This is a genomic window from Paenibacillus sp. FSL K6-1318 (assembly GCF_037976905.1).
GTDB lineage: Bacteria > Bacillota > Bacilli > Paenibacillales > Paenibacillaceae > Paenibacillus > Paenibacillus amylolyticus_A.
Map to the genome: position 1 here is coordinate 202,288 of NZ_CP150270.1, position 20,562 is coordinate 222,849.

General features: G+C 45.8%; 16 protein-coding genes and 1 other RNA gene. 12 read left to right on the forward strand and 5 right to left on the reverse strand.

Annotation, left to right across the window (positions count from 1 at the left end):
• Window positions 1-207: 207 nt before the first annotated feature.
• The 9 genes from smpB (at window position 208) to NYE45_RS01020 (ending at window position 9,007) form a co-directional block, all read left to right on the forward strand.
• Complete coding sequence (gene smpB / locus NYE45_RS00980) at window positions 208-690, forward strand: SsrA-binding protein SmpB (protein WP_062837738.1); 483 nt, start codon at window positions 208-210, stop codon at window positions 688-690.
• A 589-nt stretch (window positions 691-1,279) separates the two neighbouring features.
• Window positions 1,280-1,644: a transfer-messenger RNA gene (gene ssrA / locus NYE45_RS00985) on the forward strand.
• Between the two features lie 109 nt (window positions 1,645-1,753).
• Window positions 1,754-2,404, forward strand: a complete 651-nt coding sequence (locus tag NYE45_RS00990; protein WP_340015221.1) for a hypothetical protein — start codon at window positions 1,754-1,756, stop codon at window positions 2,402-2,404.
• A gap of 96 nt (window positions 2,405-2,500) precedes the next feature.
• Window positions 2,501-2,698, forward strand: a complete 198-nt coding sequence (locus NYE45_RS00995) for a hypothetical protein (protein ID WP_340015222.1) — start codon at window positions 2,501-2,503, stop codon at window positions 2,696-2,698.
• Window positions 2,691-3,263, forward strand: a complete 573-nt coding sequence (locus NYE45_RS01000) for a zeta toxin family protein (protein WP_340015223.1) — start codon at window positions 2,691-2,693, stop codon at window positions 3,261-3,263. Before NYE45_RS00995 ends, NYE45_RS01000 begins: the two co-directional genes overlap by 8 nt.
• Before the next feature lie 682 nt (window positions 3,264-3,945).
• A complete protein-coding gene (locus NYE45_RS01005) occupies window positions 3,946-4,587 on the forward strand; it encodes a polysaccharide deacetylase family protein (protein ID WP_340015224.1) in 642 nt (213 codons plus the stop codon).
• 148 nt (window positions 4,588-4,735) lie between these two features.
• Complete coding sequence (locus NYE45_RS01010) at window positions 4,736-5,989, forward strand: mechanosensitive ion channel domain-containing protein (protein ID WP_340015225.1); 1,254 nt, start codon at window positions 4,736-4,738, stop codon at window positions 5,987-5,989.
• 102 nt (window positions 5,990-6,091) lie between these two features.
• The gene (locus tag NYE45_RS01015) at window positions 6,092-8,011 is read left to right on the forward strand and encodes an AraC family transcriptional regulator (protein WP_340015226.1); all 1,920 of its coding nucleotides are present in this window, start codon (window positions 6,092-6,094) and stop codon (window positions 8,009-8,011) included.
• A gap of 141 nt (window positions 8,012-8,152) precedes the next feature.
• A complete protein-coding gene (locus NYE45_RS01020; RefSeq protein ID WP_340015227.1) occupies window positions 8,153-9,007 on the forward strand; it encodes an aldo/keto reductase in 855 nt (284 codons plus the stop codon).
• Window positions 9,008-9,245: 238 nt separating this feature from the next.
• Here NYE45_RS01020 and NYE45_RS01025 read toward each other — a convergent pair whose 3' ends face one another.
• Window positions 9,246-12,416, reverse strand: a complete 3,171-nt coding sequence (locus NYE45_RS01025; RefSeq protein WP_340015228.1) for an alpha-mannosidase — start codon at window positions 12,414-12,416, stop codon at window positions 9,246-9,248.
• 199 nt (window positions 12,417-12,615) lie between these two features.
• On the opposite strand from NYE45_RS01025, the gene NYE45_RS01030 reads away from it, so the two are divergent.
• A complete protein-coding gene (locus tag NYE45_RS01030) occupies window positions 12,616-13,539 on the forward strand; it encodes an AraC family transcriptional regulator (RefSeq protein ID WP_340015229.1) in 924 nt (307 codons plus the stop codon).
• A 215-nt stretch (window positions 13,540-13,754) separates the two neighbouring features.
• On the opposite strand, the gene pdxA is transcribed toward NYE45_RS01030, so the two are convergent.
• The 4 genes from pdxA to NYE45_RS01050 form a co-directional block, all read right to left on the reverse strand.
• Window positions 13,755-14,756, reverse strand: a complete 1,002-nt coding sequence (gene pdxA / locus NYE45_RS01035) for a 4-hydroxythreonine-4-phosphate dehydrogenase PdxA (protein ID WP_253504871.1) — start codon at window positions 14,754-14,756, stop codon at window positions 13,755-13,757.
• Complete coding sequence (locus NYE45_RS01040) at window positions 14,753-16,048, reverse strand: four-carbon acid sugar kinase family protein (RefSeq protein ID WP_340015230.1); 1,296 nt, start codon at window positions 16,046-16,048, stop codon at window positions 14,753-14,755. The genes pdxA and NYE45_RS01040 overlap by 4 nt, the downstream gene beginning before the upstream one ends.
• 95 nt (window positions 16,049-16,143) lie before the next feature.
• Window positions 16,144-17,130 carry a 2-keto-3-deoxygluconate permease gene (locus tag NYE45_RS01045; protein ID WP_340015231.1) on the reverse strand — a complete coding sequence of 329 codons (987 nt, stop codon included), beginning with the start codon at window positions 17,128-17,130 and terminating at the stop codon, window positions 16,144-16,146.
• 166 nt (window positions 17,131-17,296) lie between these two features.
• On the reverse strand, window positions 17,297-18,979 hold the full coding sequence (locus NYE45_RS01050; protein ID WP_340015232.1) for a PrpR N-terminal domain-containing protein: 1,683 nt from the start codon (window positions 18,977-18,979) through the stop codon (window positions 17,297-17,299).
• A gap of 229 nt (window positions 18,980-19,208) precedes the next feature.
• On the opposite strand from NYE45_RS01050, the gene NYE45_RS01055 reads away from it, so the two are divergent.
• Entirely contained in the window at window positions 19,209-19,427 is a 219-nt protein-coding gene (locus NYE45_RS01055; protein WP_340015233.1) for a hypothetical protein, read from the forward strand.
• Window positions 19,428-19,535: 108 nt separating this feature from the next.
• Window positions 19,536-20,489 carry an alpha/beta hydrolase gene (locus tag NYE45_RS01060; protein ID WP_340015234.1) on the forward strand — a complete coding sequence of 318 codons (954 nt, stop codon included), beginning with the start codon at window positions 19,536-19,538 and terminating at the stop codon, window positions 20,487-20,489.
• Window positions 20,490-20,562 lie beyond the last annotated feature (73 nt).

Consider the following 20,562-nt stretch of genomic DNA (forward strand, 5'->3'; position numbering starts at 1 on the left):
GTTAGTGAGATAGTCACTTCAGGTGTATGTTGTTTCGCACAGTCTGTAAGTGGTGTAATGAGGAGGGGCGGCAGAGGTCGCCTCTTTCTTGATTTTAACAGCCGTACTTGCTACAATTAAGGTCTGGCACGTGGTACCTTGGTGCAACATCGGGTGCGCTGCTACAGAGCATGGTACCGGCTTATTTTACGGAGAAGGAGTGAGGACATGGGCAAGAATGATGGACAGAGTAAAGTGCTCGCACAGAATAAAAAGGCTTCCCATGACTACTTCATTGAAGATACGTATGAAGCGGGCATGGTGCTTACCGGAACGGAGATCAAATCTCTTCGCAACGGCCGTGCGAATATTGGTGATGCATTTGCCACGATTCGAAACGGTGAGATTCATATTCACAATATGCATATTAGTCCTTTTGAACAAGGAAACCGAAATAATCCGCTCGATCCGACACGTACACGCAAGTTGCTGATGCATAAAGTGCAAATTCACAAGCTGCTCGGGCTGTCGAAACAGGACGGATACAGCATTGTGCCTTTGAAGATCTATATCCGCAACGGTTATGCGAAGCTGCTGCTCGGACTGGGTAAAGGTAAGAAACAGTTCGACAAACGCGAGACTGCAGCCAAGCGGGATGCACAACGTGATATTCAACGGGCAATGCGTGAGAAGCAGAAAGTCGCACGTTAAGTGGAGCGCTGGGCGTGGAAAGCTGTATTATAGGTATATAAGTTAGTTTTTGTGATGGAGCTAGGAAGAGTGTTGTACGAGTTAAGGAGTCTCAAGGTTTGTCCTGTAATGGACAAGATTGAGGCTTTTTTTATTTGTAGTGGGGATGGTGATTTGATGTGAATAGCTGTAGTATGCAGTTGGGTGATTTTTGTTGTGTGTGATTAAGTAAATTGCTAGGAGCATGGAGCTAAGTGCGGTGAGGAATCTAATTTTTCAGCTGTTGCGTAGTTTGTCAGGGTAGTGGGTAAGATACTTAGGTACAGTTGTTCGTGATCCGATCTGGGTAAACTTTACTTCCGATTGGTGACGCGGTATAATATGTAGACGATTGAGCTGTTGTATTGGATAAATTTGTACACGTGCTCAGCCCGCTGGAATGTCTTCCAGCAATCTGTACTATTTCGGTGATGTGTCCTATGTTATGATTACTCATGTAGCAGACAGGAATGCCGAGTTTGAAAGAAGCATCTTTTTACCTTGGAGGAAAAAGATGTGCAGCACCTTTGCTCCGTATTCACGGATTAATCCTGGAGCCCTTCTTATATGAGGGGGCGTTTATGGATTCGACGGGGATAGTTCGAGCATGGGTAGCGGGTAGTGGGGACGCGTCCGCTTCATCAACGCTAAAGCCTATTAAACGGCAAACAACAAACAAACTACGCTTTCGCAGCCTAAGAAACTGTGTGCGTGCTTCTAACCTGCATCGCCCATGTGACAGGATTAGGGGCTAACAAGTAGTGGGATACGCTGTCACATCTCCGCCTGGGGTGTGCTGAAGAAGACAATCAGGCTGACCCAACGTATAGCCGGTTACGGGGCGATACTCGGGTGACATCAAAACTGTGACTACACCCGTAGAAGCTTATGTGTCGTTATCTTCGGACAGGGGTTCGACTCCCCTCGCCTCCATTAGTAGTATCAGTGACAGCCACCATTTGGTGGCTGTTTTTGTATATCAATCTATTATTCTGGTAATACTAATTACTATATTAATAGATTTGGAGTGAGGACATTGACCTTAATGACTATTAAGAAGGAAAACCATATACACATTTCAGATTATAAGAATTTAGTTAGAGGAATAGTCAAGGAAGGATCGTTGTTTTCGTTATTCAAATTTCAAACTGAAGTGATACGAAAATTGACTGCTGATGATGGAACAGACTTCACACAGCAGAGAATTGTTGACTTTTTGAATATATTAAAAGAAGTAGCCGATGAATGCTTGTTATGCAATAAGTGCAATCAAACATTTAAATTTAGGATTTGTGCCGGACTAAGTTATAAAAAAGACAATGCAATTGAGTTAACTTGTGAAGGGTGTGGCGATTGTTACACTCATTCTGAGGAGCGAAGTCATTTCACCTATTTTAACTTTGAAGCATGGAGAGAAGTAGATAGTTTAAGGAAGCGATCTAGGGGATTCACTATAAGTTATCGACTTAGTAGTTCACCTGAGAGGGCACTTCTTTTAATAAATGATAATAAAGAGATACGCCCTGAAATATGGATTAATGGCCATCGAGTTTTTCAAGCAGAGGAAGTGAAAAGTTACTGGAATTACTCAAAAGAGCTAATTAAAAAATGGAAAAAGAATGAGGAAATACAAGCGGAATTTAAACGAAAAGAGAATATAACGATTTATGGATTAGATGAAAGAAAAAATGGATAACTATTTTAGCTATATAACACCACGATCAGTGTTCTGATTGGTGGTATTCAGTTTGTGATATAATAGGGATAATTTAAAACTGGAGGGGGACTGAGAATGTTTACAAATCGAGAACAGCTCCAAGAAATTCTAAAAAAAGCAAATCAACATGCACGTAAACAAGCTAAAGAATCAGGTGCCTCTATTTATTATATAAAGAACAACAAACGCGTTCGTGAGGATGCTGAAGGCAATAAATTCGAAATTATATTTGATGCTACTGGGAAACGCCAGGAGTTTGAATATCATGAGTGAAATCAGGCCAGTCATGACTGTGTTTGCGGGTACCAATGGAGCAGGGAAAAGTACACTTAGCATGCAAATGAGAGAGTGGCTTGGTGAACTGGTTGATCCAGATCAAATTGCAAGAGAGTTGAAGCCAGAGAATCCGCGTAGTGCTGACCTGTCTGCTGGCAGGGAAGCTGTAAAAAGAATCCGATCTCTCATTAAAAGTGGTAAAAACTTCGCTATTGAAACGACATTGTCCGGATCATTTGTTTTAAAACATATGGAAATAGCAAAAGAAAACAGTTACGAAATTTTGGTATACTATATCGGCCTTGAGGATGTCCAAATGCATATAGATCGTGTAGCCTCACGTGTTGAACAAGGTGGGCATTGGATTGCAGAAGAAGACATTCGTTATCGATATGGTGAGTCATTGAAGAACCTTAAACCGGCTCTAGCTATCGCAGATCAGGTTATCATTATTGATAATACATACGAGCCTTTAATTGTTGCGGAAATCATACAGAGTGATTTGATCTATTGTGTTGAACCCATACCTGCTTGGGCTAATCCTGTTCTTAAGGATTACTGATACTTGGGTGACATCAAAACGGTGACTACACCCGTAGAAGCTTATGTGTCGTTATCTTCGGACAGGAGTTCGACTCCCCTCGCCTCAAATTCACAACTTGTAGCTTAAAGATGACGTGACGTCTACATATTCCTTGTAGACGAGTACCTTTTTTTCATAAATACCAATGAACTTCTTGATTTCAGGAAGATTACGTCTGGAGATGTGGTCCTTAAGTCAGAAAGCAGTTATTGCAGATATTCTTCTGTAATGACTGCTTTTCTTTTACCTAATGGGCTTCTAACAACTTCGTTTCCAGTTCAACCTTTTGCTGCTCTAATGCCCCTGAACTTCAAGAATGATAGGTTTATTAAACCACTAGTTACTGCATTTAGAATGTTCTCGTTCTGAAATTCTACATCTACTAAACTTTTGGACAGGTGCCGTTTTGAATAGTAAGAGATACAGGGGGAGTTAGTTTGAGGAATACTCGAAAAAACATTAGTGACTGAGTGGCTTGTTTATGTGACTCATTGCAAATTTTAATAAGTATGCCTCCAGACAGAAGAGCATGATCGCAGGTGCGATCAAAGGTTAGATTAGAGAGCAGGTGAAGTTGTGATCTCTTGACTAGACCGCGGCGTATAGACATGGAATAATAAGGGGGATGTAGCCAGTCAGTTGCAGAGAGGGGGCATTATTTATGGTCAATATCGCGATGGTAGAGCAGGAGTCTGTTCGGGAAAAGGTTGTGGCGTTCACGTTTGATGATGGGCCGCATCCGGTGTACACACCTCAAATGCTTGAGATTTTCCGCGCTGTCGGTGGACGGGCGACGTTTTTCATGATTGGCCAAGAGATGGAGGCTCACCCGGAGATTACGGCAGAGGTGCACCGGGAAGGGCATGAGATCGCAAACCATACGTACACGCATCCGAACCTGACCAAGTTGACGCTGGAGGAAGCCTGGGAGGAGCTGCAACGCGCAGAAAATCTTGTCCAAGAAGTCACGGGGCAACCTGCCTGCAGCTTCCGACCGCCCTATTTTGGAGTAAATGATGATATACTGTCTTTGGCGGCGGAGCGCGGATATCGCACGATTGGTGCGGTCAACGGTGATGCGAGAGATTGGGACAATCCCGGCGTTGAGCACATTCTGGAGCATACCCGGTCTGTGATGAAACCAGGCAGCGTGCTCATATTCCATGACGGGTACGGGGATCGTTCCCAGACGGTGGAGGCGGTTCGTGTGTTGGTGGATGAACTGGTTACGGAAGGGTACCGATTGGTGACGGTGAGTGAGTTGTTGGACATTTCTCGTGTGAATGATATAAAGACGACATAATCAAGTGGGCCCATCATTCTTTGAATGAAAGGGTCTTTTTTTAATATATATAATGCATAGGAAGAACGGAGCGGAAGCACAAATTTTGCTTACCACCTTAATCTACTTTATAATAATAGGCTAAACTAGACTGCGTTAGGAGGAAACAATGGACTTTATTAGAAATCAACTAGAGGGAATGGGCATGAGTGAGCCATCCATTGGATATCTTTCGAATATAATTATGGTGATTTTTATAGCGGTGATCTCGATATTGGCGAATGTGATTGCCAAGCGAGTGGTACTAAAGACGGTGCATCGTATTGTAAGTAACAATCGGTACAAGTGGGGCAACATCATTGTGGAGAAAAAATTATTCCACAAGCTGTCGCATCTCGTGCCAGCGATTATCATCTATTATTCTGCTTATATTTTCCCGTCCTATCAGGCTTTGATTGAAAAGGCTGCTATGACATACATGATCGTTATCATGATCACGGTGCTCAACGCGCTACTCAATGTATTTGATGATATCTATCGTTCCTATGAAGTCTCCAAGATTCGACCAATTAAGAGTTACATTCAGGTCGCTAAAATCTTCCTGTTCATTATAGGTGGGATTATCGTCATCTCGAATATGATTGGACAGAATCCGTTGATCATTCTTAGTGGACTTGGTGCGTTATCGGCCGTATTGATGCTGGTTTTCAAGGATTCCATATTGGGTCTGGTGGCCGGCGTTCAACTATCTTCGAATGATATGGTGCGTGTCGGTGACTGGATTGAAATGCCGAAATATAATGCGGACGGCGACGTCATCGATATTACATTGAACACGGTAAAGGTTATGAATTTTGATAAAACCATTACGATGATTCCAAGCTACGCCCTCATTTCGGATTCGTTCCGGAACTGGAGAGGCATGCAGGTGTCCGGCGGCAGAAGGATTAAGCGGAGTATCTATATTGATATCAGCAGTATCCGTTTTTGTACGGAAGAGATGGTGGCTGAATTTGAGAAAATCCACTACCTGACTGATTATGTCTCAGCTAAATTGAAGGAAATTCAAGCATACAACATGGAGCACCAGGTGAACACGGAAAGCAACGTGAACGGAAGACAGCTCACCAATGTGGGTGTGTTCAGGGAATATATCCATCAGTATTTAAGAAATCATCCGAAAATCAATAAAGATATGACGATGATTGTGAGACAACTAGCACCAGAAGATCGCGGACTGCCTCTTGAAATCTACGCATTCAGCAACGATATTAACTGGGGTGTGTATGAGAATGTGCAAGCGGATATCTTTGACCATATTTTTGCGGTTGCACAAACCTTTGGACTTCGTGCGTTCCAGAATCCAACCGGGCATGATATTGTGCAGCTGAAAGAGGATAAGCAATTTGCACGAGAGTATTAGGTTTTTTTTCAATGCATAAGCCGTTAACCCATCTGGGTTGATGGCTTTTTGTCTGTGATATAATAGGCATATTTTAAGAACGATGAAGTAGGGGGAACGTATATGGATTGGGAAGCCCATATCGAACGGTGGAGCCGAACTGCTGTTAGATTGCTGGATATTCGGTATTATCGTGCGGAGCATGGAACGGTTCCTGATCACTATGTGGCGCATACCAGCTTTTTCTTAATTACTACTCGTGGAGAGGCTAGGGTGAGCATATCGGGCGAGGTCTATCAGACCCGTTCATCTTACATATTACATGGGGGAGCAGATGCTGAGCTGAGTATTGTGCCGCTGGGTCAGGACTTTGCCTGTTATCTGATTTTATATACAGCCGAGTGTCTATCGCCGGAGGAACGGAAGAGCTTCCAGGTGACGTATGCGTTTGCTCCGTATGCAGTACTCCCTGTTCAGGAAAAGTGTGAAGCTATGAACCGTTTGTGGCAAGAACCCGCTTCCATAGACAAGCTACAGGCGCAGTCGGTCTTTCTTCCATTGGTGTACGAGATCATGCGGCAACAGATCCAGACATTGGCCAAAAAGGAAAGCAGCAGACCCAACATCGTCACTGAGGCAATCCACTATATTCACGATCACTATAACGAGCCGATTACAGCCGAGGAACTAGCCAAGAGATACCATTGCAGCGCCAGCTATTTATCCCGTTTGTTCAAAAACCAGATTGGACTAGGACCCATTGAATATCTCATTCATGTGCGCGTTCACAGATCAAAGCAGTACCTTCTAAAGTCCGAGGCCCGTATCCAGGAAATCGCGAGCAACGTAGGTTATGCAGATGTGTATTATTTCAGTCGCTTGTTCAAAAAGCATACCGGATTATCGCCACTTCAGTTTCGTGCGGAACATCATCAAAAGATCCAGGTTCAGTATAATCCATTACGCGGGTTAGAATCGTCTATTGTAACCCCTAACTCCTTTTTTCATAATGAGAATGAGACTTATTATCAACGGATTAGGGAAGGGGACACATCCATGTTTAGATTTTCACGACCGGCCTTTGGAGCGATGATGTTATTATGTACATCCTTGCTTCTAAGTGCATGCCAGACAAGCAGTACTCCAGGAGCAGCGGCTTCCCAGCCAGCTTCATCAGATACGACTACTGCTGTAACTACAGACAGCGCAGCTGTGGAAACGCGGATGTATAAACATCTGAAAGGCGAAACCGAGATTCCTGTGAATCCACAGCGAGTCGTCAGCTTCTATCACTTGGGTGAGTTGATGGCACTTGGGGTGAAGCCGGTTGGCACAACGACATTTATTTTAGATAATCCACTTATAAGTGATACTTCCGGTATTTCAGATGTGGGTGTTCCGCCAGATGCGGAGAAAATTCTGTCACTGGAGCCAGATCTGATTGTTACAACGGCAGCATTTGCGGAGGCTGTGGAAGGCGGGTATGATGCACTGAGTCAGATCGCTCCAACGATTGTTGTCGAGCAGTACAACGACCCGATTAAAGATGTCGAGATGTTTGGTGATATTCTTGGAAAACAAGAGGAAGCACGGTTATGGAACGAGCAATTCACGGCCAAAATCGCGGAGTACAAAGAGAAAATTAGCCCTTATGTAAGTGCCGATGAGACGTTCTCCATATTAAACGTGCGTCCAGATGCACTTTTTGTTTACGGGGATACCAATATGGGAGGCAATATCATCTACAAGTATCTCGGGTTGAAGCCAACCGCCAAGGTAGAGACAGACGTGATCAAAGGTGAGACGTGGGAAATTTCTTCTGAGGTGATTCCGGACTTTATCGGTGACCGGTTATTCCTTGCTGTGAATGACGGGGCGGAGGATAAACTCAAGGATGTACAGAAGCTGATTGAGCAATCCCCAGCAGGGAAAGCGAATAAGGTCTACAATATTGATTTTGATGAGTTTCTGCTCAGTGACCCCATTTCGGTAGAGCAACAGCTGGACATCATTGCTGATATACTGGTCGGAGATAACGAATAGAACGTCCAATACCTTGTAGTCTCTCTTATGCCAAATTGATTCAAGCTCACTGGGAGGGGTAGAATAACGAGAGGACGATCAATTTCTAACAGTCTAATCTCGGAACGAAAATCCAACCTTTTGGCAAAGGAGAGTTCTCACATGAAGCATCACATTCCGGAATATACATTGAACGATGGCTTGAAAGTACCCGCAATTGGATTTGGTACCTATAGTTTAAAAGGTGAAGAAGGCGTTAAATCGATCGCATCCGCGATGGATGTGGGTTATCGATTAATTGATACGGCATATAACTATGAGAATGAGGCAACAGTGGGCAAAGCAATCAAGCAGAGCTCCGTTGCCAGAGAAGAACTGCTGATTTCCTCGAAGCTGCCGGGGCGCTATCACGCTCATGATAAAGCACTCGTAGCAATTCAGGAATCCCTGTACAGAGCCGACCTGGATTATTACGACCTCTACCTGATCCACTGGCCCAATCCCAAAAAGAATGTGTATGTGGAAGCATGGCAGGCTCTAATTGAAGCAAAAAAACGCGGATATATCCGTTCCATCGGAGTGAGCAATTTCCTGCCTGAGCACAATGAACGCCTGATTAAAGAGACGGGGGTAGCACCGAGTCTGAATCAGATTGAGCTGCATCCGTTCTTTGATCAAGCCCATCAGCGGGAACAGGATAAGAAACATGGCATTGTGAACGAGTCCTGGAGTCCAATCGGACGTGGCAATGATGCTGTTCAGGATATCGTCAAAGACGAAAAAATTCTCCGCGTCGCGGAAGCTCATGGGAAAACGCCTACCCAAATCATCTTGCGCTGGCATATCCAGCTAGGCTCTATTCCAATTCCGAAGGCAAGTTCGCTTCAGCATCAGCAAGAAAATATTGATATTTTTGACTTTGAGCTGACTGCGCAGGAGATGGAGCTTATCTCTTCATTCAGCCGTCCAGATGGACGATTGTGGGATCAGGACCCGAGTGAGTACGAAGAATTTTAAGGACAACGTAACCACTGGCTAAATTGGTTGCTGTATAATCTATCATCTGTGATCAGAAACCCCTGTGAATAAACATGGTAAAGCCCGCTGGCTCTACCGATGTTATTCCAGGGGTGTTTTGTATTTCTAGGGAAAGAGGATACAGTAACAAAGAAAAAGAGTGCCCTTGTCAGTAATGACAAGAAGCACCCATAATATGAATGGTTATGGCTACATAACTTACCCGTAAATGTGCCCGCTACGCTCTCGGAATCCGGAAAGTTAGAATCTCGTACGGTTTAATATCAAAAGAAATCCGGCCGTTGTCCACGATGCATTCCGCCTCGTTATTTTCCAACAGATCACACGCATATGCTTTAGCACCTGCTCCTTCAGTCAGTTGAAGAGAAGCCCGACTGCGGCGGCCATGCGCTTCGTAGACTCGGATGATCATATCATCGTTGTTCTCGGCTTTTTTGATAACCTCTAACACGACATTCTCTTGATCGACCGATGCGAGTGACCATAGCCCCGGCAATGTGCCGGTTTGCAATGCAATCTCACGGGCAACCAGAGGACGGTTGATATCGTAAGCAGCTTGGATGACACGTCCTTCACGGAAGTCGCCCTGATGCGGATAGAGCGCGTAGGTGAATACGTGCTGCTCTTTGTCGGCATTTTCATTCGGGTACGTTGCGCTCTTGATCAGTGACAGTCGCATCACCGAGTTATGAATATCATATCCGTATTTGCAGTCGTTCAGCAGAGCAGCGCCGTACCCGTTCTCCGCCAGATCGGCCCACTTCTGTCCACATACTTCAAACCGTGCCTGATCCCAACTCGTATTACGGTGGGTAGCGCGCTCAACGTTGCCGTACTGGATCTCATATACCGCTTTCTCAGTCCAGATATCCAGCGGGAAAGCGGTTTTCAACAACAGGTGCTCCTGCTTCCAGTCTATGAATGTACGGAAATCAATCCGGCGTGTATGCGCATAGAAGATGATTGTCTGCTCAATAACAGATTCCAGGAACTGTCGCTTCACTTGCAACACGGAACGCACAGGCCCGCTTTCAACCCACTCAAGCGACTGCAGGTCGTTAATCTCCCACATATGCTGTTCATAATAATCGTCAATATTCCACGCTTCGTATTCCGCAGGTCGATCCTCGAATACTTGCAGCACGTTGCCACGCTTTCCAGACTGAAGCAGCTCACGGCCTTCCAGCTTGTCCCATACAGATGTGAATTCGGCACTTTCATTCAGATGAATATCATACCAAGGTGTATGGATGTGTCGCTGATCTGCTTCCCACTGTGCAACTGACACGCCAATACCCAGTTCGGCGGCCATATCCGGCGTGATCCGGAAGGTTTTATATCCTGATGCAGGCACGTTCTCTGCAAGAAACACGAGTCCGCCTTCGGAAGTACGCTGGCTCGCTACAGGACGATCTCCGTCATAGACCGTTACTTTTTTCGCAAAAGAAGGCAGTTCAACCACATCCGTCCGCTCGAAGCCGGTCGTGTTAAATACCACAATGGCTTCGCCATCAGATGTAATTCGACTCGCAATGCCGTTCAGCGCGCTGTTCTTCAGTTCATCCGTGACACGCAGAACTTCTTCATACTGCTCTTTGGAATCCACATACACCTGCTCAATGGAGCTACCAGGGAGAATATCATGGAACTGGTTCAGCATTGTCAGCTTCCATGCGTGCTCCAGTGCATCAGTTGGATGGGTCGCCTGTGCATCCGCCTCGCGATGAATCATGGCATACAGCTCGGCATCGGCCAGTGCAAATTCGCTATGCCGGTTGTACCGTTTGTTACGGGCCATAGAAGTGTAGGTACCCCGGTGATACTCCAGATACAGCTCACCCGACCAGCGTGGAACGGAAGGAACATCCGCCAGATTTTGCTCCAGCTTCTCGAAGAACTCACGTACAAAAGTACGTTTCACGTCCGGTACGCCTGGTAATCCTTTTTCAAGCCGTCTGCCGTGCTCTAGCATCTCCTCCGTTGGTCCGCCGCCCCCATCACCGAAGCCGTAGCACTGTAACACATCTGCATTGATGTTTTTGTTCTGGTATCGCTGCCATGTGCCTTTGACTTGAGATGCATTGAATCGTCCATTGTAGGTCGTTTCGAACCGGCGCTGCCTGAAATCGGGATGCTTGTCATAGTCTGTGGCTGTGATGAAATGCGTTAAAACCTCAGAGCCGTCAATGCCTCTCCAGTACATCGTGTCGTTCGGAATCTGGTTCGTATCGTTCCAGGCAATTTTGGTCGTCATAAAATAGTCAATACCGCTCTTGCGCATAATCTGCGGCATCGCTGCACTATAACCAAATACATCTGGCAGCCAGAGAACACGGTTCTCCACGCCAAACTCTTCCTTGAAGAAACGTTTCCCGTAGATAATCTGACGGATCATGGATTCGCCCGAAATCAGGTTGCAATCGGCTTCCAGCCACATCGAACCTTCCGCTTCCCAGCGGCCTTCGGCTACCTTTTCCTTGATTTTCTCATAGAGAGACGGGTAGTCTGCTTTCAGGTACGCATATAACTGGGGTTGCGAGGACATGAAAGTATATTCCGGGAACTTGTCCATCAAGTAGAGTACACTCGCGAAGCTGCGAATGACCTTTTCCCGCGTCTGATCCAGTGTCCACAGCCATGCCACATCAATATGAGTATGACCAATGCAGTGAACGGTGGGAATGTGGTTGCCCGCAGGCCGAGTTTCACCGTAGATATGATTTTGCATATAAAGACGGGCTTCCAGCACCGATGCATGAAAAGCAGTACTGTTTTCCTGACGCAAATCCAGTAGATTTACCGCCCGATTCAGATGTTCAATCAGCTTCAGTCGCTCCAGATCATCCTCACGTAGTAGATCCGCGGCATCGAGTGCAGCTTTAAGATCGTAATATAAATCCGTGACAGGCTGATGATGCTCAGCTACATATACATTGAGAAAGACATCGGCTGCCGAAGTACTACAGTACGCATATAGTGCCAGTTCGAATGCTTCACCTTTTCCCGCAGCGGGTGTCAGATCAATTTCCGTATGGTTCACGTCCAGACCGCAGATCAATTCTCCATTGAGGAATGCCAGAAATTGCGGGTTATCATAGTTCCAAATATCATCAGCACCGGTGACAATGGTACAAACGACTTTTTTTCCTTCCATATGATCCGGGATGCGAATCCGGGTTTTGAAGCAGCTGTGTACGTCTTTGCCGCCCCAGCCATCACCCTTACGGAATACGTTCCAGGAGGAAGGGTCCTCATGAACCAGTTCCCAGGAGTGGTAACCACTCTCTTTATGATAAAGCTCCGGTATATATGTCTTTGAGGTCAGTCGTGCACGTTCCAAGTGTTTCACAATGGTATGGATCCGAGTATACAAGGAATTCATTTTCATGTTGGTTTCCCACCTTGGTTTGTAGTAAGTACAGGCTGTAGTCGTTGATGGAACGAGAATACTGCAAGCGCTAACATATCAACTTTATCATACCAAAAGAGAAATGGGCGAAACTATGTATTGTATGCTGAAAATAACGTCTTTTTATTGCATTTCATGCTAAAATAAACTCATTAGAATCGGGATAGGGGGCATGTCCATGACACCATCGGTTTTGGCATACGAGCAGGGATATGCGATCCATGTGAACGAGCCTGGAGATTCACTTTTTTATCATCTGGATTATGACGAACGCTCTCATGAACTGAATATGGAGTTTCAGCATTTCCACGATTACTATGAAATCTGTATTCTGCTGGATCGCAGGGCTGCGCACATTATTGAAGGTAGTTTGTACGAGATTCAGCCGTATGATATCGTTCTGCTGAGACCCTCTTTACTGCACAAAACGCAATATCCAAAGGGAGTGCCACCCAAACGCTTGATGATTACCTTTGCCATGCCGCGCAATACACCCGGTCTTGAGAACGGTTACACAGAACTGTTTTCGATCTTTGATGAACCAATCCCGATATTCCGATTTACAGAAGAACTGCGCCAGGCGGTAATGGCTCCTTTAAACGAAATCTTTGCTCTATCACAAAATCTCTCCGTACTTCATTCGGTTGCAATTCATAGCAAATTCGTTGAGTTTCTCTGTACAATCCATCGATACTCAGCAGAGAATAGCTACGTTCGTGAAGAGACAGGTTCGTCTATGTCGCAGCGGATGTATGCCATTGCATCGTATATTCACAGTCATTATCAGAACGAGTTGTCCCTTGAGGAGATCTCCAAACGGTTTTTCGTGAGTGCCCATCATCTATCCCGTCAGTTTAACAAAGTCACAGGCTTTACATTTACCGAGTATATTCAGATGACCCGAATTCGTAACGCCCAACAATTGCTCCTAAACTCTAACCAAAAAATCACCGATATTGCAGCACAGTGCGGCTTCGCCAGCTTCTCTCAATTCAATCGCATCTTCAATAAACTGAATGGCATGTCACCGAGTGCATATCGCCGAAGCAGAGAATTGCAGAGCGAGCGTGAAGTGATATCCTCGGGTAGACCTGAGCGCTGACTGAAGACAGAGATAATCTGGGGATGTCCGTGGAGATGTGTTGCATAAATCGCGACAGCCAAGAACGGATAGAGGACAAATAAAAAAGGCAAACCCTCTAAGTTACAAAGGGAATGCCTTTTTCTTTTTCCTTCTATATAAAGATACGTCTATCTGGAGAGGGTCCTCCTGACCAGACTCACTCTCTCACTCATGTGCCTGTATGACAGCTACTCTTAAACTTGATCCTTCGGTGCCAGCTCAATGGCGGAGCGGATGGCAGCCAGCATACTTTTATCATCTGCGATGTTTTTGCCGGCGATATCGAAGGCTGTACCGTGGTCAACAGACGTACGGATGATGCCGCCTTTCAGACCAACGGTGATGTTTACACCTTCCTCAATGCCCATCACCTTGATCGGTGCATGGCCTTGGTCGTGGTAGCAGGCTACGACGATATCAAAGTCACCGCGGCCAGCGCGGAAGAAGAGTGTGTCCGCCGGCAGGGGACCAACGACGTTAATGCCTTCCTGCTGCGCACGTTCAATGCCGGGCTGCAGTTTCTCTTCTTCTTCTCCATTACCGAACAAGCCGTTCTCCCCGGCATGAGGATTGATTCCGCATACGGCTACGCGCGGATTCTCAAAGCCTGCTTTTTTCAGCGTATCATGGGCAAGCTTCACCACGGTGTAGGTTCTTTCCGGGTTAATACTCGCAATGGCATCGATCAGACCCATGTGTGTTGTCAGGTGAATAACGCGCAGATTAGGCGTTGTCAGCATCATCGAGAAATCCTGCGTATCCGTCAGGTCAGCCAAAATTTCGGTGTGTCCCGGGTACAGGTGCCCGCCCTGGTGCAAAGCTTCTTTGTTCAAAGGCGCGGTGCAGATAGAATGAATTTGCTGCTTTTTGGCAAGATCAATGGCTTTGGCGAGAAACTGGAAAGCTGCATCCCCAGCCACGGCAGATACTTTACCGTATTCGAGATCCGCAGGAACGAGATTCAGATCAATCACATCCACGGTACCGAATTCATACTTTGCTTCGGAAGGCTCTTGAATCGCGTTAACGTTTAGACTTGAGCCGATGACTGGCAACACACGCTCCAGAATCTTCGCATCACCGATAACGAGTGGATTGCACTGATTGTACATCTCTTGATGACCCAGTGCTTTCATAATTATCTCCGGTCCAATACCTGCTGCGTCGCCCATTGTAATTCCAATTGTAGGTTTCATACCAGAATACCCCCTTTTAATTTTTGAATCGCATGGATAAAGACATCGGGTTTACCGAATCCGCCTGCTTTGGTAACCACATGCAGATCATCAATCCCGATGAACTTGGAGATCGGCACGCCGATTTCAAGCTCATCCAGCAGCTCGAAGCCGCTAATATTCCATTTCAGACAGATCTGTTTTGCCGTATCGCCACCAGTCATGGACACCCCTTTGAAAAGCCTCTCTTCCAACAGTCTGGCACAGATCTCACCCATCGCGAGTACGATTTCGTTGCTGACTTCCGTGTGATTGAGACCGCGAATTTCGCCCGTTGCCCGTGCCAGTTCGATATCCACTTGTTCTGCGGTGGAGTAGAGGACGACATCTTGTCCTTCCAGTGCTTTGGATCTCACCTCGTTATAGACACGTTCCATCTCTTCCGCGCGATCTGCGGTTGCGGATACTGCTTTGAAAGAGTGGAATGAAACGGATGCAATCTTAGATTGGCGCAGCAAGCGATACAATTGCTCGCGGGAGTTTTTATTTACGCTGCCCACAACCGTCAGGACCGGACCGGGATTCTCGGGTATCGTGAGTTCGGTGGACTTGGATTCAAGTTCGAAGTGAGCAGGGAGGTAGTTGGCTATGCCAGCAGACCCTGCCCAGGCAAAGGTATAATCCAGCTCGCGAGTCATCTGCAAGATCATCTCCAGATGCCGTTCTTCTGTGGAATCTACGAGTACATATGGAATGTTATTTTGCTTGAAATGTTCTAGTTTCGATTGAATGTGACCTTGGCCAACGTCCAGATCAGCAACCGTTATTTCGCCCACTTCATAATTCGTCTGTTGTTTCAGCAGGTCCGGAAGGTAGGAAAGAGTTACGGGCGTCTTCGGATCATTCGCAATCTCGGTATCCGCGAGCGGAACGCCGTTCAGATAATGAATACCCTCATGGATGGTACGGTTATTCTTCGGATAGCCCGGAGCGATCATCATAAAGTCAGGTTTGACGACATCATATAGGGCATCGATCTCGATGCCGATATTTCCACGCATGGTCGAATCCATCTTTTTAAAAATTGTCTCAAATCCGTTGTTCGTTAGCAATTCAGCAGCCCGATATACACGGTCATACGCTTCCTGCGAGGATATGGAACGACTATCTGTATCAAAGACGACGGCATCGTAACGCGTAAGAGGCTCCTCATCCATATTAAAAAGAACACTGGTCTTTAAGCCATGACGGGCAAGCTGCACCCCGCTGTCATTGGCACCGGTCAAATCATCTGCAATAATGGCTAATTTCATGCAGTCATCCCTCCTTGTGAGCACATTTTAATAAAAAGTTCGTTCAGATCATCCATTAAGCATAGATTAAGCACATTAAATCAGGTGAAAACCCTTTATGTGGTTGGTCGTTGATTGTATTTCTCGACTCCACCTGATTTCTCCAGTCGTTTGGAGAGGAACCCGATGAAGATCGGCAAGAGGATGGCCGTAGTAACAACGCTCGCCGCAATCTGCACCGTAGCAATCTCGGCAATTGGGCCAAATGAAGCATTAGCAGCCACGATGGCAGCAGGTGTACCTACCGCATTGCCGGCTGTTGAACCTTCGGAAGCACCGACGATGGGGTTCCAGCCGATGGCTTTGAACAACAGGTATCCGATTCCGCCTGTGAGAAGCACGGTCAGAACGCCAAGCATGATTCCACCGAGTCCACCTTGGATAATCGAGGAGAAGTTGATTCCCATACCCAGTGAGAAGGCGAAGAACGGAACAAGTTTGTCGCTGCCTTTGTGCAGCCAATCTGCCAGATTGCGGTCCAGATTACCAATAATGACACCAACGATGAGCGGAAGCAATACAGCAACGAATGCCATAGGAGAGAACATGCCGTTGGCAAAGCCCATCGCACCGAAGATGGAGAGCGCTACCATGGTTAGGAATGGACCATCGCTGAGCGCGAGGAATGGATAGGCTGCTTTGTCATCTTCTTTACCGTATTGACCAGCGAGTGCGATGTAAAGACCACCGTTAGAGTTGGTCATCGCAGCGATAATGGCAAGTGGGGCCAGACCCAGGAATAACCCGCTTGAGTCGGCAAACAAAATGGCAACGAGACCAAGTGCTGCACCGATCGCCCACTTGACGACAAGCAAGGTAACACCCTTACCGACGGATGAACCAGCCGTTTTGAATGTAATCTGTGTACCGGCAATTAACAGGAACAGTGCAATCAATGTACTGGAACTGTTAACGAAGAGAGCTTCCGTGAATCCGCCAATGCGCAAGGCATTTGGGAAGAATGTATTAATGGTTGCACCGAGTAACAGAGGAACGACCATCATACCGCCAGGGATGCGATCTAAAGTTGCTTTAATGTTCATAGTAGTAGCTCCTTATGAAGTAATCGTTTTTATGAAGCGCTTGCAGGGATTATGTTATCCCATATCGTTTAATATAGCAACAATAAATTATTGTAAATTTAAAATACATAGTAAACTGTTTAAAAATGCAACACATAAAGGCGATAAAAAAGACGCAAACTTAAAGTTAATCTTTAAGTTTACGCCATAATGTGGCCCGGTTAATCCCCAGACGCTCTGCGGCCTTCGATTGATTATTATTTTCCTCCTGAAGCACGAACTGAATAACTTCCTTTTCGATGTCCTTCAGAGTTCCATTCAACTTCATTTGGCTTGAAAGAGGTTGCTGATCCAGTAAACGAGACAAGGTAGCGGTGGTAATTACATAGTCCTGTTCATTAAGTGCAGCCTGCTTGATCAGATGCTTCAACTGGTTGACGTTCATATGTGTGATCTGATCCCGGATCAGCTGTAGTGCATCTTCTTTTATTCTCACCGCAGTAGTTCCGTATTTCTGGTAGTAACCCGTTAGGAAATGCTGCATCAGTGGAGCCAGATCCTCTGGTCTATCCGCAAGATTTGGCATCATGATCGTATTAAGCTTCAGGTCGAGAGACCACTGTGGGTTCAAGGTCTGTTCTCCAAGTATAAACACGCCAATCCGGCTTTGAAGGCAGCTCTGGATAAAAGAGAGCAACTCGGGATCTTCGATACGTGCTTCCATACGGTTAATCTCTACATTCCGAACCTTGGCTAGTGGTATCTTGTGCAAATGACCGGGCGGAACTTGCGTGAGATCGATCTGTAATAGCAGCCCGCCACCGGAGTACATCTGATGAATGTGTTTGACCAGAAAAGATTTACCGGAATCCGCTTCACCCAGTAGATAGATCGGTTCATGATGCTCGTAGAGTGCCCGAATGTTCTTCAATACCGCCTGCATGGCAGGGGATTCAGCAACAATGGGCTCCATCGATGCGTCCGTGAACGTTGTTATGCCGAATTGTGCAAAGGCATAGGGTTTTCCTTTTTCCAGCATATATACCTTGTAACTCTTGTTGTCCAGAGTCGTTTCATAGGCGTTAACCGTGAGTTGGTAATCGTCCACCATAAACACATTTTGGATCTGGGATTGATGGAAATCCAGGCTGGTGTTGGTTAGATACATGTGATTATCGGTCAGCGGATTTTTCTCAAAATCGGTCAGGTTCTCGAATACGACTTCGTTCCGTTCATTTAAAATAAGCAAATTCGGATGTTCCTGTGTCACCAGGTCATTCAGTATGATCGATATCGCATGATTTTTGCTCAAATAACGGTAGACCAGCTGTGCATCCTCCATCGCTCTAAGGATGGATTCCTGGCCAGATTGGATCAACAATCCCTCCAGACCATAGGTCTTCGCGGTGTTGACGGTAATCACATCCCCGACAATCTGGCGGTACCCGGAAGCCTTCAACTCCAAGAGCAATCGTGCTACATCTTCCGAGCTATGTATGGTATAGACCTTGAGAGGCAGATCCATCAGATCAATAATGGATTGTGCACCAGAGGTGATGTTGGAGAAGCCAACGATGGCTGTTTGGCCGTTAAACTGGCTTGCCAGGGTAAGTGAACGAATCATATCATAGCCTGATAACTGCACATCAATGACGGGAATGGTCACTGCTTTCTTAATCAGTTGGGCGGTTCCGCCGCGGCTGATGATAATCTCTGCACCGTTTTTCTCAGCTTGGGTTGCTAATTCCACACCGTTTGCCAAATCGCCCACGTCCGTCTGAATGGCCAACTGGGGAAAACGAGGAATGCACTCTTGTATAATAGGAATCATCGATTCGTAAGGAGCGATAAAATGAACTCGTGTACGCATAATTTTCCTGCCTTTTATAGAAATCATTGATCCCCTTATTATAGCCAACTTGCGGAGGAAAGGCACCTCTGGGAGAACCAACACGGTCATGTCTGCAAAATACCTAAGGGGTATGTCGCCATAACTCTTCGAGTTGAATGTGATGAAGTGCACTGAATCGAATCCTTAACTATTTCAAAATTAATGGATAATTGCACACGATAAGTATAGAGAAATGAGGAAATTTCATATGGGAGATATTCATAAAGTAGCTGAACCGGATCACATCATTAAGGATGTTGTCGGAAAGTTCCCGTGCAGGGTGCTGTGGAGTGAGGGCCGCCCATGTCTGGAGTATCAGAGGGAAGAAGGGTTAGCTCGGATCGAAGAATACGTCCGCACGACGTATAACGTTGAGCTGTTGGATGTGTTTTTCACAGCGGTGGAGAGCCTTCCAGTTGAGCCGTAGTTAGGGAGGGATTTATTAGAGCGCGATGAGAAAAGGATTAAATCTCATATAACTTCCAATGTACATGGTAAAATAAATAAGAGTGTACATCATGTTGGAGGGGAACCAATGAGAATTGTGTTGAAGAGATTGGGGTATGGTGCCTTGGCAATATTGGGTGTCATGCTAGTGTTTATTGTAATTAGTTTCACGAATCATACAATTAAGCTTAAGAGTGAGTTGAGTATTCTGTCGCCGCCAGGTGTAATGGTTAACGTGAATAATCACCAAATGCATGTCTATACAGAAGGCGCTGGGTCACAGACGCTGGTATTTCTATCAGGTGGGGGCACATCCGCTCCTGTATTGGATTTCAAGGCACTTTACTCCAGATTGTCGGAACAATACAAAATTGCTGTGGTGGAGAAGGCAGGCTATGGCTATAGTGAAACGGCCAAGGTGTCCCGCGATATCGATACGATATTGGAAGAAACCAGAACAGCGCTGACTTTAGCAGGCCAGAATCCACCATATGTGTTGTTTCCGCATTCCATGTCAGGCATTGAAGCATTATATTGGGCACAACGGTATCCAACCGAAGTGAAGGCGATCATTGGATTGGACCCTGCTATTCCAGAGGTATATGAAGCATATCCTTTGCCTTCGGGAGGCATGATGAGTCTGACAGGTTTGGGAGCACGAATGGGAATTACACGCTTTTTCCCCGGGATTGTGGATTCATCCGCTGCAATTAAGGAGAATCATCTATCTCCTCAGGAAAAGGAACTTTACCGTGTGCTATTCTACAAGAATACGCAGACTTCAAATATAAATGATGAAGTCAATCTGATTAAACAGAATGCAGCAAAAGTTGCCACACAGGGAATTCCGGATGTGCCGATGTATTTTTTCATATCTAATGGTGAAGAGTTACCGCTTGAGAATTGGCAAACGTACCTAATACGTTATATCGAGTCTGTGAAGAAGGGACAATATCAGCTTTTAGATGTTGGTCATTACATACATAATACGGATCCAGATCGGATTGCAGAGGAAAGTGTGCTGTTCATTAACGAACTGTGATTGAGGAAGAAAGATACTGAGAATTAGGAGAGGATTTTTGGATTATAAGGCGACACTATAAGTGCTCGTCTTT

Excerpts from the sequence above, each read along its gene's own strand:
- NYE45_RS01025 (WP_340015228.1), bottom strand. The coding sequence starts at position 12,416 with ATGAAAATGAATTCCTTGTATACTCGGATCCATACCATTGTGAAACAC.
- NYE45_RS01055 (WP_340015233.1), top strand. The coding sequence starts at position 19,209 with ATGGGAGATATTCATAAAGTAGCTGAACCGGATCACATCATTAAGGAT.
- NYE45_RS01015 (WP_340015226.1), top strand. The coding sequence starts at position 6,092 with ATGGATTGGGAAGCCCATATCGAACGGTGGAGCCGAACTGCTGTTAGA.
- NYE45_RS00990 (WP_340015221.1), top strand. The coding sequence starts at position 1,754 with ATGACTATTAAGAAGGAAAACCATATACACATTTCAGATTATAAGAAT.
- NYE45_RS01000 (WP_340015223.1), top strand. The coding sequence starts at position 2,691 with ATGAGTGAAATCAGGCCAGTCATGACTGTGTTTGCGGGTACCAATGGA.
- NYE45_RS01005 (WP_340015224.1), top strand. The coding sequence starts at position 3,946 with ATGGTCAATATCGCGATGGTAGAGCAGGAGTCTGTTCGGGAAAAGGTT.
- NYE45_RS01040 (WP_340015230.1), bottom strand. The coding sequence starts at position 16,048 with ATGAAATTAGCCATTATTGCAGATGATTTGACCGGTGCCAATGACAGC.
- NYE45_RS00995 (WP_340015222.1), top strand. The coding sequence starts at position 2,501 with ATGTTTACAAATCGAGAACAGCTCCAAGAAATTCTAAAAAAAGCAAAT.
- pdxA (WP_253504871.1), bottom strand. The coding sequence starts at position 14,756 with ATGAAACCTACAATTGGAATTACAATGGGCGACGCAGCAGGTATTGGA.
- NYE45_RS01030 (WP_340015229.1), top strand. The coding sequence starts at position 12,616 with ATGACACCATCGGTTTTGGCATACGAGCAGGGATATGCGATCCATGTG.
- NYE45_RS01020 (WP_340015227.1), top strand. The coding sequence starts at position 8,153 with ATGAAGCATCACATTCCGGAATATACATTGAACGATGGCTTGAAAGTA.
- NYE45_RS01045 (WP_340015231.1), bottom strand. The coding sequence starts at position 17,130 with ATGAACATTAAAGCAACTTTAGATCGCATCCCTGGCGGTATGATGGTC.
- NYE45_RS01060 (WP_340015234.1), top strand. The coding sequence starts at position 19,536 with ATGAGAATTGTGTTGAAGAGATTGGGGTATGGTGCCTTGGCAATATTG.
- NYE45_RS01050 (WP_340015232.1), bottom strand. The coding sequence starts at position 18,979 with ATGCGTACACGAGTTCATTTTATCGCTCCTTACGAATCGATGATTCCT.
- smpB (WP_062837738.1), top strand. The coding sequence starts at position 208 with ATGGGCAAGAATGATGGACAGAGTAAAGTGCTCGCACAGAATAAAAAG.
- NYE45_RS01010 (WP_340015225.1), top strand. The coding sequence starts at position 4,736 with ATGGACTTTATTAGAAATCAACTAGAGGGAATGGGCATGAGTGAGCCA.